We start from the raw sequence: 15,260 nt of genomic DNA, 5'->3' as shown, positions 1-15,260 counted from the left end.
GCATAGGGGTTCTTGCCTGCTCCGGATAAAACAATAATCGGAGGGCTTTTTATGAGTAACGGTAAGAACAACAACTACAATTTCCACCCGGGTGGCGATCCATCAGCGAGCGCAGATGCCGATGCATCCGCTGTGGCCGCCGCGCTGGCTCTACAGTTGCAGGGGCAAGCTCAGGGACAACTGGAGGCTCAGGGGCAAGGACAGGGGCAAGACCAAAGCCAGGATCAGCATTCCAGTTCAGACAACTCCAACTGGAATGGCAACGGTAACCTCAACGGCAATGGAAACCTGAATGGCAATGGCAATCTCAATGCCAATGGTAATCTCAACGCCAACCTGAATGAAAGTGACAATCACAATACCAATACCAATACGTCGGACACGAGCGTGCATGTGGACGTTGGTGTAAACTTGGATGGGTATCTGCCGACCGATAATGACTTCGCAGATCTCGATCTCAGCCACACCAATTTCGACAACATGTTCATTACCGACTCCGGCAGCATCAATTTCGATCCGGGCAATGACGTCAACTTCTCGAACATCTTCAATAGCGCGTTTAACGGTGCGGGCATAAACACCGGATTCGCTATCAACCAGGTGGCCGATCTAGTCGACAATGACCAGCTCTCTCATGTCAGCCAAGACAACTCGGGCAGCGTAACGCTGAGTGCAACCGGGGGCGCTGCTAGTGCGGGCGACGGTATCGGAACGGGTGACGATGGTGGTTTTGACAATTGGCTCGGTGGCCACGGGGGCGGCAGCTCGCATGCCGGCGACGATGTCTCCGGTACCAGCGCAGCAAGTGCCGCAGCCAATCTTACATCGACAGCATTCACGCAGGACATCGTTCTAGGCGCTAACCTGCAGCAAAATGCTTTCGACGCTACCGTTATCAATGGAACCTACACGCACACCACAATCAGTGGCGACAGCGAGTAGTGATAACACGCAGGCATCCTGCCTGATTTGGTCTGCGCAACCTTTGCGCAGACCTCTTTGTCAACGCAGCGTGCCGCGCTTATGGCGGAGCCATCGTAATGCTCGGGTTTGGTGATCAGATTTCTGAATCGATTGCGCATTTCATAGGTTACTTTCACACCTCCATCGAGGCCGCGAGAGCTCGGATAGAATACCGCGAATTCAAGGCGGCGCCATCGAGCGACCCCCACTTCAAGGATATCCTGACAATTCAAACGGACCCAAGCCAGCGGCTTGAGCCCGGGTCATTTGACCCGGATGTAAAATTTATTCCAGTTCCTTGGGCTCCCGTTGGTTTGCCGGTTATGCCTTGGGTAGACACGAATCTGGATGAGATAAGCGTCGCGAGCCTTCGCTCGCCGCATTCGCTAGCGAAACCGCACAGTTCAGGTCCACATTTTTCGCATGGTAGCGAACAGGGCCCTTTCCTGGGATCAGGTCCATCGGAGACGTCGGTTGTCCTTCAGCAGACCAATCATTTGGAAGACAATGACATCGTCATAATGGGCAGTAAGGTGCCTTTGAACATCCACTTTGCCGATGACGCCGCATTCGCACATCTGTCTGCCAGTGCGTTTTCCATTTCCGAGCCTTTTTCGTCTGCTTCCGCACCAGGTTCGGGCGCGGAGATGGACCAGTTCTTCGCCAATCAGTCGACCTTCATCCACGCCGCTGCAACCGGTCCGCTCGCTGAAACGCCCGGCGTGACCGTCGTCTCAGGACCAACGATCGAAGGCCTCTTCATCAACGGTTCGCAAGTGGCCAGCGCACCAAGCCTGAACGATTCTTTGCCGGACCTTCTCAAGCAGACGGACCACAGTGGTACACAGGCTACCGTGACAACGAGCCAGCCCATGGCAATCAGCGGTTCCGAACTCGCCGGCTCGGTGAGCGTTCAGGCTGGTGCCAACCTTTTGGTGAACGAGGTGGTCCTGCAAAGCCTCGATACCGTCAGCGCGCATTTTGCCGTCGCTGGCGACTACTGGCACATCAACGCAATTGTCCAGACCAATGCGTACAGCGATGCCGATAGCTTCGACAATGGGTTTTCCGGCCAGCAGGCGCTTTGTCAGGCATCGACGATCGCCATGAATATTGCCAGTTTCGTTCATCACGATCAGGTCCAGTCGACGGAAACAAGCAATGACGCACATGTATTTCCACAGAACTGGCAGATTACCATCGTCAGCGGCGATCTGATCCAGATGAATTGGATTTCCCAGTATAGTTTCATGTCAGACAATGACCTGCATGTGCTCTCCGCCACCGGTGCCCATACTACGATCGTGACCGGTGGAAATATGGCTATGAATTCGGCCTCCTTTACCAGTCTTTGCAATTCCTACGATCTCGTCATGATCGGTGGCCACTATTACGACGGCAATTTCATTTTCCAGACCAATGTCCTTTTCGACAACGACACCTTCACGTCCGGCGGCGCAGCCGGTGCGTATGAGGGCAAGCTGTCGACGAGTGATAACCTTTTATGGAATGCCGCCAGTATTCAAAGTGGTGCGACAACCAATTGGGTAACGGGCCTCCCGCAGCATTATCTGGATGCCTTAAACGGGCTTGCCAGTGGCGATTACAAAATGCCCGACAGCTTTCACAATGATCAGAATCTGCAGGGAATCGAAGGGCTGCGGCTCCTTTATATCTCCGGCAATGTTTACGATCTGAACTATGTCGCCCAGGTCAACATCCTTGGCGATGCCGATTATGTCGCCCACTACGAAGATGCACTGAAAGCATCCTCCGACACGGTGTGGGATATCAGTACCGGTTCCAATGCTCTGATCAATATTGCAGCAATCGTCGATAGCGATACGCATACGGGGGGAACCTCCTATGCGGGCGGCGGTGTCTACTCTGACGCCATCTTGATCCAGGCTGATATCATTGGCTCTCCATCGGCCGCAGCCGTGGCCGGCCAGGTCCAGCCGCTGGTCAACGAAGTCGTGGCATTTCTCGACCATGACGCCGACACCTCGTCGTCGAGCCATGACCAGGCGCCGCCCATTCACATTCCTGACACCACCCACTCGGTCGATGTCATGCAAACAGTTCTCGCCTAGCTGAAGAAAGATAACGCGCGGGGGGCGCGATACGTATGAAGTATGAACAGGCCGATTTTCGATATATCTCCCAGCACCCGCGTCAGGCGATGGCTGGCCGCGATCAGGAGCACGTCCAATTTGACGCGTTGCTGGCCGAAATGGAAAGCACGATTTCGCTGCTGTTCCGTCAAGAGGCAGATGAGGAGATTGTCGTCGCACCAGAACCCGTGAAGGCCAGCCAAGAGGAAGCAGTCATTGAAGCGACACCCGCTATCGCCGTTGTGGATACGGCGCCAAGCGACCGGATCGACAGGGACGAGGAAGCGCAGGTTAAGAACGCAGCCCATAACACCACACCGGCGGCCGAAGTCGGCAAGATTATTGAAGGTGATCGCGGGCCGGTCACGATACGGAATACCACTTCCAGCAAGGATGGCTCGGGAAATAGCAATCAGGTCGCTGGCAATGGCGGCAGCTTTCACAAGCGGGTAGCCGCGGTCAGCTTCAGCGACAGCTTCAACAATGGTGTCAGCGCTGTCCGCAAGAACCTTGTCATCGTCATGGGTTTCACGCTGTTTTTGAACATCCTTGTCCTGGCAATTCCGATCTATCTTTTCCAGATATCGGACCGCGTCCTCACCAGCCGGTCGACCGATACGCTGGTCATGCTGACGCTCGTCATTGTTGGCGCGGTTATTGTCCAGGTGGTGCTTGACGCCATACGCCGTTTCATTCTCATGCGCACGGCGGTTGAGGTCGCGGTGCAATTGGGCGCGCCGATACTGAGCGCCGCCGCACGTGCCTCGCTGCATGGGAATGGCAAGGATTATCAGGTCCTTGGCGATCTGCAGCAGTTGCGTGCGTTTTTGACTTCAGGCACGCTTTTATCATTCTTCGATGCTCCGATCGCGCCGATCTTCCTGCTGGCGGTCTTTCTCGTCCATCCGCATCTTGGCTATATCGTCGTTGTATCGTCGCTTCTCCTCATCGCGATTGCCTTCATCAACCAGCGCGCCACTGCGGCGTCATTTGCAGAGGCGACCAATTATCAGAGCCGCGCCATGCTGCATCTCGACTCCATGTCGAGAAATTCCCAGATCATCAACGCCTTGGCGATGATCCCAGAGGCAGTGCGCATCTGGGGCAGGGACATGGCCGGTTCGCTGCGCTCTCAGGTCAAGGCGCAGGATCGCAACATTGTTTTCGCCACAATTTCCAAGTGCTCGCGTTTGCTCACCCAGGTGGCAATGCTTGGCTGGGGTGCGCATCTTGCCATTGATGGCCAAATGACGGGGGGCATGGTCATCGCCGCCTCGATCATTGCTGGGCGCGCGCTTGCCCCGATCGAAGGCGCGATCGAAGGTTGGAACAGTTTTATCCAGTTCCGCTCGGCTTTCGGGCGTATCCGCAATCTATTGCAGACCTCGCCGTTGAATTTCGACCGTTTGCGCCTGCCGGATCCGCAGGGTCGTCTCGATGTGGAGCGTATCCTCTACGTTCCTCCACCCAACAAGAAGGTGATCCTGAATGGCATTTCCTTGACGTTGATGCCGGGCGAGTCGATGGCGATCATCGGCAATTCAGGTGCTGGCAAGACCACGCTCGGCAAGATGCTTGTCGGATCGATCCTGCCGACATCGGGAAGCGTGCGCCTTGATTTGATGGATCTGCGCAACTGGGATCAACGGCAGTTTGGCGAAAACATCGGCTATCTTCCGCAAGATGTGCAGCTCTTTCCCGGCACTATCAAGGCCAACATCGCCCGCATGCGCGATGATGTCAGCGATCAGTCGATCTTCGACGCGGCAGTCCTTGCCGACGTTCATGAACTGATCGCCAGCTTCCCTCAGGGCTATGAGACGATGGTCGCCGCCGACGGGGCACCATTGTCGGGAGGCCAGAAGCAGCGCATTGCCCTTGCACGCGCCTTTTTCGGCAATCCCACCCTTGTCGTCCTGGATGAACCCAACTCGAACCTCGACTCTCAAGGCGACGCCGCTCTAACCAGAGCGCTGTCTCATGCCAAGAAGAACAAGATCACCGTCGTGACGATCACCCAGCGCCCGGCTTTGCTCAGTTGCGTCGACAAGATCATGGTCTTGAGCAACGGCACAGTCGTCATGTTCGGGTCTCGGGCAACGGTCTTGGAGGCACTCGCTCGCAAGAGCAAGCAGACGGGTGAGATTCCGGCAATCCAGGCCGCCGAATAAAAAGTCAATGGGGCATAGGGCGATGGCTGCACGAAGCATAATGAACAATCTGGAGTGGTATGAGGGGGTTCCAAGGTCGATTCGGCCCTATACCAAATTCGGCGTCGTCCTCATTCTGATCTGCTTTGGCGGTTTCGGGACCTGGGCCGCAACCGCGCCCCTTGCTGCTGCGGTCATTGCTCCAGGCAGTTTCGTTGCCACGGGCAAGAACAAAGTGGTTCAGCACCTCGAGGGAGGTATCATCAAGGATTTGCTGGTCCGTGAAGGCGATCGCGTCAAAGTGGGTGACGAACTCGTTCACCTCGACGAGACCGCACCGCGTGCCAATTCGCAGCAATTGTTCCTGCGCCAGGCCCGGCTCGAAGCGATCCTTGCCCGACTCCATGCCGTTGTCCGGGGCGAAGATCGCTACCAGCCGCCGAAGATCATTCTGGATAATATGGCCAATCCGGAAATTCGCGCTGTCAACGATAGCCAGGGTGACAATTTCGACGCCGCTCATGCCAAATACGCCAACGAATACCAGATGATGCAGCGAAATATCTCTGCACTCGAGTTCCGCCGCATCGGCAGGAATGCGCAAATCCAGGCAACACGCAAGCAGGTCGTCCTCTTGAAGGACGAATACGAGGCAAAGCTTTCGCTTTACCAAAAGGGGCTCATGGCACGCTCGGAAGTTAGCGTGCTTGAACGCGCAGTTGCCGACGGAGATGGCACGATTGCGCGGCTTGATGCGGAAATCCAGGAAGTGAATGCGCAGATCGAGAAATTCCAGAAGGAAATGATCCAGACGAAGGATACGGAAAAGCAGGCGGCGCTCGACGAGATTCAGAGCGCTGAAGCCGAGCTCGATACCGTCCGAGAGCAGTCCCGCCAGGCCGAGAACATTCTGGACCGGACCGTCGTAAAGGCTCCCGTTTCGGGTACGATCGTCCGCCTTTACTACCACACTCCCGGCGGCGTTATCGAAAGCGGCAAGCCGATCATCGAAATCCTCCCCACCGGTGTGCCCCTGATCATCGAGGCGCAGATCCCTCGCATGCAAATCGACGAGGTAAAGGAAGGGCAGGAGGCCCATATCCGGCTGAGTGGCCTCAACCAGCGCACAACACCCATCATCAATGGCCGTGTCGATTATGTATCGGCGGACTCCATTGCCGATGCGACCAGCAAGACCGAAATCTATCTGGCGCGGGTCAGCATTCCTGCTGAACAGCTTGCCCGAATCCACGGGTTCAGCCCCACCCCAGGCATGCCAGCGGATATTCTCATCCAGACGCATGAGCGCACCTTCTTCGAATATCTTGCCAAGCCGGTGATCGACAGTATGTCACGCGCTTTCAGGGAATATTGATTAGGGTTTTCAACAGATTGCCGATAGGGCTCGTTTGGCGCCCAAGCGAAGCATGCTAACGTCCCGGGCATTTGGATCGACCCGGAAAGACCGTATGAGCAAGATGAACTGGCGTTCCCTGATCGTCCCGCGGCAAGGATTTCGCCGGACGACGTCCTTATTGTGGAAAAAATTCGCGACAATTGCGGCGGGTCACCCTGTGATTGCGTGGATCGCGCTGGCCCTGATTGTCGTTGTCACTCTGGGGCCGATCAATCTGCGGCCGATGACGCCTTTCGGGCCTGACTTCGAGCGATTTGCGGCGTTTGTCGTGCTCGGGGCTGTGTTCGCCCTGACCTATCCGAAGCGTCTGATCTATGTCGCGGCGCTGATCGTCGTGTCCTGCGGGGCTTTCGAACATGCCCAGCATTTCATTCCGGACAGGCATGCAGATTTCGGCAATTTCCTTATCAAGATCGCCGGGGCTGCGGTCGGAATGGCCGGCGCCGCTGCCATCCGGTGACCCACGCAAACGAAAAGGCGTCCGCAGCAAGCAGCTTTCGAGCGCCGTTCGCTGAATTCATCTATGCAATCAGTTGCAGGCTTGCCAGGCGATGCGGCGAATATCGGTGCGGGCGATGCCCAGATCAGCAAGGTTGCGATCGGTGCAAAGACGCAGCTCGTAAAGATTCTGCCGGTACTGACGATACTTTTGAATACGATGGCGAAGGCTCATGGTTCATACCCCTTTGTTTTTTTGCCCTCCCTGAGACAAACTATGCTTTGAGTTGTATCGATTTAAAATTGCCAATGTTGCAAAGCAGCATTGCCGATGGTGCATAGCAGCAATCGAACCTGCCGGTTGCACATGCTCATGTTGATGGGCTTTCAATCGATTGCCGCTTCCGGCTATAGAAATCACAGGAAAACGCTCTGTCTCAGGGATCGAACATTGCCCCAACAAGAACCGTCTGCACGCGAAAAACTCGAACAAATTCTGACCCGGCTGACAGTACGCAAGGCCGACGAGCGTGTATTTACCAAGCTTTACCTCGAAACAGCACGCGACGAAGCAGATGCCGCTGACAGGCGATCTGCACAAGGCGCTTCTCGCGGGCCGCTTGACGGCAGGATTGTCTCAATAAAGGACCTGTTTGATGTTGCTGGTGAAGCAACGCTGGCCGGTTCGATCATTCGGCAAACCGCTACACCGGCAACAAATGATGCGGTCGTCGTCGAACGATTGCGCGCTGGCGGAGCAGTAATCATCGGCAAGACGCTGATGACCGAATTTGCCTTCACTGCTGTCGGTCTCAATCCGCACTATCGGGTTGCTGCAAATGCAATCGATCCGAACCGGGTTGCCGGTGGCTCCTCGACAGGCGCAGGCATAACGGTGGCGGAAGGCACCAGTGACATCTCCATAGGCTCCGATACCGGCGGGTCGGTGCGCATCCCGGCGGCATTAAATGGCGTTGTCGGTTTCAAGCCCACAGCAAAGCGCGTACCGCTTGAGGGGGCTTTTCCGCTATCACCGAGCCTCGACTCCATCGGCCCGTTGGCACGCTCTGTTGCTGATTGCGCGATAGCCGACGCTGTTATGGCTGGAGAGGCAATCGCCGTCCCCGAGGCTGTTTCGCTCAGCGGCTTGCGCATTGGCGTGCCGCATGGACAGCTGTTTGCGGCGATGGAGAAACCGATCGCCGATCGTTTCGAACAAAGCCTCAAAGGATGCGAGAAGGCAGGCGCTGTTATCGCCGAATGTTCCATCGACGATCTGATCGATGCTATGGCCGATGCTACTTCGGCCGGTTCAATCGCCGGCATCGAAGGCAGCAGGGTTCACGCCGAATGGCTGCATGATGAAACGCTTGATGTCGACCAGCGTGTCCGGCGACCGCTGCTTGCGCGTTTGAGCGTTTCGCAAGCCGTCTATATCAACCTTATGCAACGCAGGCAGGCGCTTGCCCGGCAAATGGATCAGCGCATTGCTGATTTTGACATCTTTGCTTTGCCGACCATACCCATTGCAGCTCCCTTGATCGCATCCGTCGTTGCGAACGAGGCCTTTTACAAGCACACGGAATCGCTGCTTTTGCGCAACACACAGGTTGCAAATCAATTTGATCTAGCGGCTATCAGCCTGCCGCTGCCGGGTCTGAGCCTGCCGGGTGGATTGATGCTGGTTGGGCGCCATGGTGCCGATCGCCGGCTGCTTGCTATGGCTTTGTCGGTGGAACAGCTTCTATCCAAATTGGTATAGTCAGGCCATCTGCAAATGATATTTTTGGGGCGCAACGGAATTAGCACTCGCAATTTCCGGTAATCTCGTCAGGATGCGCAGCCGAAAGGCAGTCGCCACTTTACACTTTTATACCATAGGAAAAGGTGCCGTTCGTGATCCGCCATTGTGTGTTTCTTCGTTTCCGAGATGATGTGTCAGCGCCGGATCGCCAATCCATCTACCGCGATCTTAAAACCCTATGCACTGAGTTGCCCGGGGCGCTGACGATCGCTTCCGGGGCGAATGTCAGTCCGGAAGCGGCAATGGACAAGGGCTTCTCGGAGGGCTTTATCCTCGATTTTGCCGATGCCGCCGCACGCGACGCTTATCTGGTCGATCCTAAGCATCAGGCGATCGCTGGCCGGATTGTGGCGTCCACGGTGGGCGGCGTCGACGGCGTTATTGTTTTTGATATGGAAGTTTGAGGCTCATGCAGGACAAGAAATTTTTCACGACGCTTTTCAACGCCGCTGTGGAGGCTGCCGATCCCGAACGGACGATTGCGGCACATCTTCCACAAAAGCCAAAGGGCCGGACCATCGTTATCGGTGCAGGTAAGGGCTCGGCGCAGATGGCCAGCGCCTTCGAGAAGGCCTGGGACGGCCCGCTCGAAGGTCTTGTCGTGACGCGTTATGGCTTTGGCGCGCCCTGCAAGCATATTGAGATCATCGAAGCTTCCCATCCGGTCCCGGACGCTGCCGGACTTGTTGCCTCAAGGCGACTGCTTGAGACAGTGTCGGGCCTGACCTCGGATGATCTCGTCGTGGCACTGATCTCCGGCGGCGGCTCGGCGCTGCTGCCGTCACCACCCGAGGGCATGACACTGGAAGACGAAATCGCCGTCAACAAGGTACTCCTCGCATCGGGTGCACCGATCTCGGCCATGAACGCGGTACGCAAGCATTTGTCCACCATAAAGGGCGGGCGCCTTGCGGCGGCGGCCCATCCAGCGCGGGTATTTTCGCTCATTGTCTCGGACATTCCTGGCGATAATCCGGCATTTGTTGCTTCAGGTCCAACAGTCACCGATGACACGACACGCAACGACGCGCTGCGGATTGTCGAGCGCTACAATCTTGACTTGCCGAAGGCCGCCCTGGCGCATCTTCAGTCCGAAAAAGCCGACGCACCCAAACCTTCCGATGCGGTCTTTGCCGGGCACGAGCATCACCTGATCGCTTCCGCCGCCGTATCGCTCGAAGCTGCAGCAAAGGCAGCGCGCAATTTGGGCGTTGAAGCGGTTGTTCTGTCTGATGCCATCGAAGGTGAGGCTCGTGAGGTCGCCCATGTTCATGCGGCGCTGGCCAAGCAGGTGCTCTTCAAAAACCAACCCTTCGCCAAGCCGGTCGTTATCCTGTCCGGCGGAGAAACGACGGTTACTGTGCGTGGCAAAGGCAAGGGAGGCCGCAACAGCGAATTCCTGTTGTCGCTTGCTATCGATATCGACGGGGCGGATGGCATCAGTGCCTTTGCGGCTGATACCGACGGGATTGATGGCTCTGAGGACAACGCTGGCGCGTTCGCCGATAGCACGAGTATTGCCCGGCTCCTCGCCAAGGGGCATGACGCTTCGGCCTATCTCAACGGTAACGATGCCTGGACTGCGTTCAACGCGATCGATGATCTGTTCGTGCCTGGCCCAACCGGCACGAATGTCAACGATTTGCGCGCTATTTTGATCCGCTGAACTGTTTGGCGCTGAACGCCCGGGTTGACGCGGTATCGCCATGATTGGATGGTCAACCGGAGCCGATTCTCCCAGCGTCGTCGCCTGGCGCATCATGCAAAGGAACATCGAATGCGAATAGCACTGCCCCTTTTTGCCCTGTCCCTTATTCTTGCTGCAGGTTGTACGACCGAACCAAAGGCAACCGCCGCTGGGCCGTCGCCCGCCAAGGACACCTATTTTGTCCCTCCGCCCAAATCCTTGACCGCACGGGCTACGCCCGAGACAGCAACCAAGGAGGCGGCAAAGAGTGCGGCAAAGGCAACCGCTGCGCAGTAATTGAATATTTGCTCGTCAACGCCGCCTTCGACAATTGCTCGCAGGCGGCGTTTTTATGCCAAATAGTGCTTGCCGCGACAAGTAACGGCTGTCAGGACGAGATTTGCTAATTCGGGGAAGGGGTCTGAAACAACAAAACCCACCGCGGGAGGAGGTGCGGTGGGTTTCGTTGGTTATGGAGGGCCTTCTGGGAGGAGAAGAGGCCATCCGTTTCGACAGAGCCGGGAGGAGGTGACGCTGTCGAAAATTCCTGATTTGAGAATAACTCAACTGATCTGATTTAATACAGACAATATTGCATAGCAGCATTGCATTTGGTGCATTGCAGCAATTTCACGGCGGTGCCGTCACGCTGCAATCACGGCCGATTGATTATGGATTGGGGAACGGAACACGTCCCCAATCCGTTAATAATCCATGAACGAGGCCCAAATAGCGATTACCGCTGGCCTCAGGATGTGATCGGAAAGGGGCGTATCGTGCGTTTCTATATAACATCTATCCCCATAATAGCCGCGGCGCTGTTTGTGTCTGCTACTGCTATGCCGCAAACTTTTGCTTTCAATATCAAAGGCCAAACGCAAGCTTCGCAAGAAAACGACGTCAGCAATAAAGAGCTGGAACGCGCCGCCTTTCTCGAAGCCAAGGCCTATATTTGTGGAACTGATGAGGCCAGTGAGGCCGCAATGAAGGCAGGAATGAAACAGACCGGTCTGCCGGAAGACATTGCCGTCGAGATTGTCTCAGACTTGGCCTCCGGCATCATCGATAAGGCCGTAAAGACGAAATCAAGAGAAATATGCGGAAAGCCAAAAGTGCAACTTTCCCGCTTTTAGAAATAAGTAGACTTTTCAAGTGGGTATGTATCTTACCATAAAATTTTAATTAATATTGATAAATATCGCAGATATCTCATCAAGATTCGTAGTAAGTTTTGGGCTTTCCAAAGCGCATGTTTTAAGATTAAGGTCAGATATAAAGTCTTGGTGGAATCAATAAGTACAATTAACCATCGCAGACAATTTCTACGAAAGTATCGCAGAATTTGTTGATAAGCGCGTTGGTCGCATGGCTTTTGTCTGCGCGCTGATGCGAGAGATTTATGCGAGACACCAGATCACTATTGCGGTTCACGGGATGTGGAGAGAACAGCATGACCAAGAGAGCAAAAACGCTGGAAGTATTGAAAACGGAACTCTCGAAATTGTGCACCGTCGCGGATAATGAGGGTTTCGAAATGATCGCCTATTTCATCGAAACGGCGATCCGTGAAGCCGATGAGCAATTGTCGCAGGAAACGCGTGCTGTCATGGGCCTGGAGTTGCGTCTGGAATCCCCACGCCCTCTTTGAATTTGATCTTTGGCGCCAGATTGGCGCAACCCATTCTTCCTTCAATCAAGCTTCAATTTTTGTGAATCATGAAAGCGCGCGTCGTCATTGCGCGCGGTGAGTGCTCGCCTATATGAAGCCAATGACCCCTTTGTCCGTCCTTGACCTTTCACCGATTGCCGCTGGCAGCAATGCCGCGCAGTCTCTGCGTAATTCGCTTGATCTGGCACAAAATGCCGAGCGCCTAGGCTATAATCGCCTGTGGCTCGCCGAGCACCACAATATGCGCGGCATTGCCAGTGCGGCGACGGCTGTCGTGATCGCACATGTGGCTGCAGGCACATCGAAGATCCGCCTTGGCGCCGGCGGCATCATGCTGCCCAACCACTCGCCGCTGATGGTGGCCGAAGCCTTTGGCACGCTGGCCTGCCTGCATCCTGGCCGCATCGATCTTGGCGTTGGCCGCGCGCCAGGCACAGACCAGATCACCGCGAAGGCGCTGCGCCGCAATCTCGATCAGGATATCAATGGTTTTCCGCAGGATGTCGTTGAACTGATGGGCTATTTCCGCGATGCTGAACCCGGCCAGCGTGTCATCGCCGTGCCCGGCGCCGGGCTCAAGGTTCCGGTCTGGATATTGGGCTCGAGCCTGTTTGGCGCACAGCTCGCCGCGGCCCTTGGATTGCCCTATGCTTTTGCCTCGCATTTCGCCCCGGCGGAGATGGAGCGGGCCATCGAGATCTATCGTGCCCGTTTCGAGCCATCCGAACATCTGGACAAGCCTTACGTGATGCTTGGTCTTAATGTGTTTGCGGCAAAGACCGATGACGAAGCAAAGCTGCTGCAGAGTTCGCAGCAGCAGGCTTTCGTCAATCTGCGCACCGGAAAGCCGGGACCGCTCCCGGCACCCGCAAAAGGCTATGAGGACACGCTGGACCTCCACGCCAAGGCTATTTTGCGCCAGGCGCTGTCATGCAGCGTGGTCGGTTCTGCGGCCACTGTCAAAGCTGGTGTCGAAGATTTTATCCAACGCACCGGCGCTGATGAGATCATGGTCACCGGGCAGATATTCGATCATAAAGCGCGCATACGCTCCTATGAGATTTTGGCCGAAACCATGATCCAACCGGTCCAGTCGGAACCTTTAAGCCGCCTGGCGTAGTCCCCCTGCCGCTTCGATAAAGGCGATCACTTCGTCAAGGCCATTTCTGCGCAGCATATCGGTGAAGACGTAGGGTTTGGCGCCGCGCTGGACCTTGGTATCGGCCTCCATGACATCAAGGTCTGCGCCGACATAAGGCGCCAAATCCTTCTTGTTGATGATCAGCAGATCAGACCGGGTGATCCCTGGACCGCCCTTGCGCGGGATCTTTTCGCCCTGGCAGACGGAAATCACATAGATGGTGAGGTCGGCAAGATCAGGCGAGAAGGTTGCCGCCAGATTGTCTCCGCCGGACTCAATAAAGACGATATCGAGATCGGGATGACGTTTCGTCATCTCGGCGATCGCCTGCAGGTTGATCGTCGCGTCTTCCCGGATAGCGGTGTGCGGGCAGCCCCCGGTTTCCACGCCCATGATACGGTCTTCCGGCAGCGCCTGCAGCCGGTTGAGGATCAACGCATCTTCCTTGGTATAAATGTCGTTGGTGACGACGGCGAGGGAATAGCGGTCACGCAGGGCCTTGCACAGCATCTCGGTAACGGTCGTCTTGCCTGAGCCGACCGGCCCGCCAATACCAACTCTGAGCGGTCCGTTTTGCGAAATCATGAGCGAAATACCCTCGAATATTGTGTTTCATGTTGCATGGCCATGATGTCGGACATGATGGCCGCCGAGCCCAGGTCATCAAGGCTCGAATATACTGCGCGCGCTGCGAGCATCAGGATCTGTTTTTCCATCATTGCCATCAGGGCGACACCGTGGCTTTGGCCAAGCGGCACCAGCCGCACTGCGCCTTGAATGAGGTTGGAAAGAACCGCATGAAGGTACGCGGCAAGCGCGGGCGCCAGCGCAACACCATTTTTTGCCGCAATGGCAGCGACAGCAACGGGATAGGGCGTGTCACCTTCAAGGCCAACGCCCCTCGCGCTCCAATGCTTGATAGCCTGCACAAAAGCACTGCCTTGCAGCATTGTTTCCATATGCCGCTCTTTCGATCCGGCCATGGCTTCGCCGAGCATCGCAATGTCTTTGACATCCGCGCCGGCGTTCGCCTCGCGCCAGCTTGCCGCAAAAAGAACGGCGTCGTTCCACATAGAACCGTGGTTCAGGAGATCCTCCAGCCATTCCTGGAGCGACGCCTTGTCGTGAATGAGGCCGTCATGCACCGCCCGCTCGATCCCGTGGCTGTAGGAAAAGGCACCGACGGGAAATGCCGGGGAGAGCCAGGTCATCAGGCGCAAAAGCGCGGTGTTTGAGCCAAGGTCAGTCATGGGCGTGATCGTGGTGATGATGCTCATGTCCGTGATCATGGTCGTGACCGTGCTCATGATGGTCATGTGCGTGCGAATGTCCGTGTGCGCTGTGATAGGCACCGCGCAATGGGTGGAATGGCGCAGTTATTTCGGTGACTTTGGCGCCAAGCCCTTCCAGCATCGCCTTGATCACGTGGTCGCGCAGGATGACAATGCGGTTCTCACCGAGTTGTGCCGGCAAGTGGCGGTTGCCGAGATGCCAGGCCAGTTCCGACAAATGCTGCCGGTCGCGGGGCGCGATCTCATAAAGTGCTTCATTTGCCGCGATGATCTCGGCCAACCGCCCGTCTTCGAGAATGAGCACATCGCCATGGCTGAAAGCGATTGCTTCAGGCAGATCGACAAGGATCTGCTCACCCTTCGACAAGGTCAGTACCTTGCGGCGCAAATGCCGCTCGTCATGGGCGAGAACCACACAATCGAACGGCGTGCCGTGATAATGTCCGGCATGGTCGTGTCCGGTCACGCGCTTCATTTTTCGCCCTCCGCGTTGAAATCATCATTCATACACAGGAAGAAATCGATTGGCGGCGCGTTGCCGGTCAATTGCGAAAGGAGAGTGTGTACTTGGCCGCGGTGATGCGT

The 15,260-nt window shown here is 56.1% G+C and carries 16 protein-coding genes; 12 read left to right on the top strand and 4 right to left on the bottom strand.

Features of this window, described 5'->3' with window-relative positions:
- Positions 1-12 precede the first annotated feature (12 nt).
- The 5 genes from AAAC48_RS09860 to AAAC48_RS09840 all read left to right on the top strand — a co-directional run bounded on the left by AAAC48_RS09860 (position 13) and on the right by AAAC48_RS09840 (position 7,104).
- Positions 13-942: a hypothetical protein gene (locus AAAC48_RS09860; protein ID WP_340654011.1), complete on the top strand. Its 930-nt coding sequence runs from the start codon at positions 13-15 to the stop codon at positions 940-942.
- Positions 943-1,460: 518 nt separating this feature from the next.
- The gene (locus AAAC48_RS09855) at positions 1,461-3,056 is read left to right on the top strand and encodes a hypothetical protein (protein ID WP_340654010.1); all 1,596 of its coding nucleotides are present in this window, start codon (positions 1,461-1,463) and stop codon (positions 3,054-3,056) included.
- Positions 3,057-3,091: 35 nt separating this feature from the next.
- The gene (locus AAAC48_RS09850; protein ID WP_340654009.1) at positions 3,092-5,248 is read left to right on the top strand and encodes a type I secretion system permease/ATPase; all 2,157 of its coding nucleotides are present in this window, start codon (positions 3,092-3,094) and stop codon (positions 5,246-5,248) included.
- Between the two features lie 22 nt (positions 5,249-5,270).
- On the top strand, positions 5,271-6,602 hold the full coding sequence (locus AAAC48_RS09845; protein ID WP_340654008.1) for an HlyD family type I secretion periplasmic adaptor subunit: 1,332 nt from the start codon (positions 5,271-5,273) through the stop codon (positions 6,600-6,602).
- Between the two features lie 94 nt (positions 6,603-6,696).
- Positions 6,697-7,104 (top strand): hypothetical protein, encoded by a 408-nt coding sequence (locus AAAC48_RS09840; RefSeq protein ID WP_340654007.1) that lies wholly within the window; start codon positions 6,697-6,699, stop codon positions 7,102-7,104.
- Between the two features lie 69 nt (positions 7,105-7,173).
- Here the strand turns inward: AAAC48_RS09840 and AAAC48_RS09835 are convergent, their stop codons facing one another.
- Positions 7,174-7,317, bottom strand: coding sequence for a DUF1127 domain-containing protein (locus AAAC48_RS09835; protein WP_340654006.1), 144 nt, complete (start codon positions 7,315-7,317; stop codon positions 7,174-7,176).
- Between the two features lie 216 nt (positions 7,318-7,533).
- On the opposite strand from AAAC48_RS09835, the gene AAAC48_RS09830 reads away from it, so the two are divergent.
- The 7 genes from AAAC48_RS09830 (at position 7,534) to AAAC48_RS09800 (ending at position 13,362) form a co-directional block, all read left to right on the top strand.
- A complete protein-coding gene (locus AAAC48_RS09830; RefSeq protein ID WP_340654005.1) occupies positions 7,534-8,844 on the top strand; it encodes an amidase in 1,311 nt (436 codons plus the stop codon).
- Between the two features lie 125 nt (positions 8,845-8,969).
- Positions 8,970-9,290, top strand: a complete 321-nt coding sequence (locus AAAC48_RS09825; protein WP_340654004.1) for a Dabb family protein — start codon at positions 8,970-8,972, stop codon at positions 9,288-9,290.
- Between the two features lie 5 nt (positions 9,291-9,295).
- Positions 9,296-10,552: a glycerate kinase gene (locus AAAC48_RS09820; protein ID WP_340654003.1), complete on the top strand. Its 1,257-nt coding sequence runs from the start codon at positions 9,296-9,298 to the stop codon at positions 10,550-10,552.
- 111 nt (positions 10,553-10,663) lie between these two features.
- Positions 10,664-10,870 (top strand): hypothetical protein, encoded by a 207-nt coding sequence (locus tag AAAC48_RS09815; protein ID WP_340654002.1) that lies wholly within the window; start codon positions 10,664-10,666, stop codon positions 10,868-10,870.
- Positions 10,871-11,349: 479 nt separating this feature from the next.
- Complete coding sequence (locus tag AAAC48_RS09810) at positions 11,350-11,706, top strand: hypothetical protein (RefSeq protein ID WP_340654001.1); 357 nt, start codon at positions 11,350-11,352, stop codon at positions 11,704-11,706.
- 317 nt (positions 11,707-12,023) lie between these two features.
- On the top strand, positions 12,024-12,221 hold the full coding sequence (locus AAAC48_RS09805) for a hypothetical protein (protein ID WP_340654000.1): 198 nt from the start codon (positions 12,024-12,026) through the stop codon (positions 12,219-12,221).
- 121 nt (positions 12,222-12,342) lie between these two features.
- Entirely contained in the window at positions 12,343-13,362 is a 1,020-nt protein-coding gene (locus AAAC48_RS09800) for an LLM class flavin-dependent oxidoreductase (RefSeq protein ID WP_340653999.1), read from the top strand.
- Here AAAC48_RS09800 and ureG read toward each other — a convergent pair.
- The 3 genes from ureG to AAAC48_RS09785 are packed head-to-tail and all read right to left on the bottom strand — an operon-like array spanning position 13,345 to position 15,150.
- Positions 13,345-13,968, bottom strand: a complete 624-nt coding sequence (ureG, locus tag AAAC48_RS09795) for an urease accessory protein UreG (RefSeq protein WP_340653998.1) — start codon at positions 13,966-13,968, stop codon at positions 13,345-13,347. The two genes, AAAC48_RS09800 and ureG, sit on opposite strands and share 18 nt — an antisense overlap.
- Positions 13,965-14,672 (bottom strand): urease accessory protein UreF, encoded by a 708-nt coding sequence (locus AAAC48_RS09790; protein ID WP_340654012.1) that lies wholly within the window; start codon positions 14,670-14,672, stop codon positions 13,965-13,967. The genes ureG and AAAC48_RS09790 overlap by 4 nt, the downstream gene beginning before the upstream one ends.
- Complete coding sequence (locus AAAC48_RS09785; RefSeq protein ID WP_340653997.1) at positions 14,626-15,150, bottom strand: urease accessory protein UreE; 525 nt, start codon at positions 15,148-15,150, stop codon at positions 14,626-14,628. Before AAAC48_RS09785 ends, AAAC48_RS09790 begins: the two co-directional genes overlap by 47 nt.
- Positions 15,151-15,260 lie beyond the last annotated feature (110 nt).

Source organism: Phyllobacterium sp. (assembly GCF_037994405.1).
Classification (GTDB): Bacteria; Pseudomonadota; Alphaproteobacteria; order Rhizobiales; family Rhizobiaceae; genus Phyllobacterium.
Note: the sequence above shows the minus strand (reverse complement) of the source record. Positions and strands in the feature narration are given on the sequence as shown.

Bases quoted from the DNA above. Each gene is read 5' to 3' on its own strand.
- AAAC48_RS09845 (WP_340654008.1), top strand. From the start codon at position 5,271: ATGGCTGCACGAAGCATAATGAACAATCTGGAGTGGTATGAGGGGGTT.
- AAAC48_RS09840 (WP_340654007.1), top strand. From the start codon at position 6,697: ATGAGCAAGATGAACTGGCGTTCCCTGATCGTCCCGCGGCAAGGATTT.
- AAAC48_RS09790 (WP_340654012.1), bottom strand. From the start codon at position 14,672: ATGATCACGGACATGAGCATCATCACCACGATCACGCCCATGACTGAC.
- AAAC48_RS09805 (WP_340654000.1), top strand. From the start codon at position 12,024: ATGACCAAGAGAGCAAAAACGCTGGAAGTATTGAAAACGGAACTCTCG.
- AAAC48_RS09800 (WP_340653999.1), top strand. From the start codon at position 12,343: ATGACCCCTTTGTCCGTCCTTGACCTTTCACCGATTGCCGCTGGCAGC.
- AAAC48_RS09815 (WP_340654002.1), top strand. From the start codon at position 10,664: ATGCGAATAGCACTGCCCCTTTTTGCCCTGTCCCTTATTCTTGCTGCA.
- AAAC48_RS09835 (WP_340654006.1), bottom strand. From the start codon at position 7,317: ATGAGCCTTCGCCATCGTATTCAAAAGTATCGTCAGTACCGGCAGAAT.
- AAAC48_RS09820 (WP_340654003.1), top strand. From the start codon at position 9,296: ATGCAGGACAAGAAATTTTTCACGACGCTTTTCAACGCCGCTGTGGAG.
- AAAC48_RS09785 (WP_340653997.1), bottom strand. From the start codon at position 15,150: ATGAAGCGCGTGACCGGACACGACCATGCCGGACATTATCACGGCACG.
- AAAC48_RS09850 (WP_340654009.1), top strand. From the start codon at position 3,092: ATGAAGTATGAACAGGCCGATTTTCGATATATCTCCCAGCACCCGCGT.
- ureG (WP_340653998.1), bottom strand. From the start codon at position 13,968: ATGATTTCGCAAAACGGACCGCTCAGAGTTGGTATTGGCGGGCCGGTC.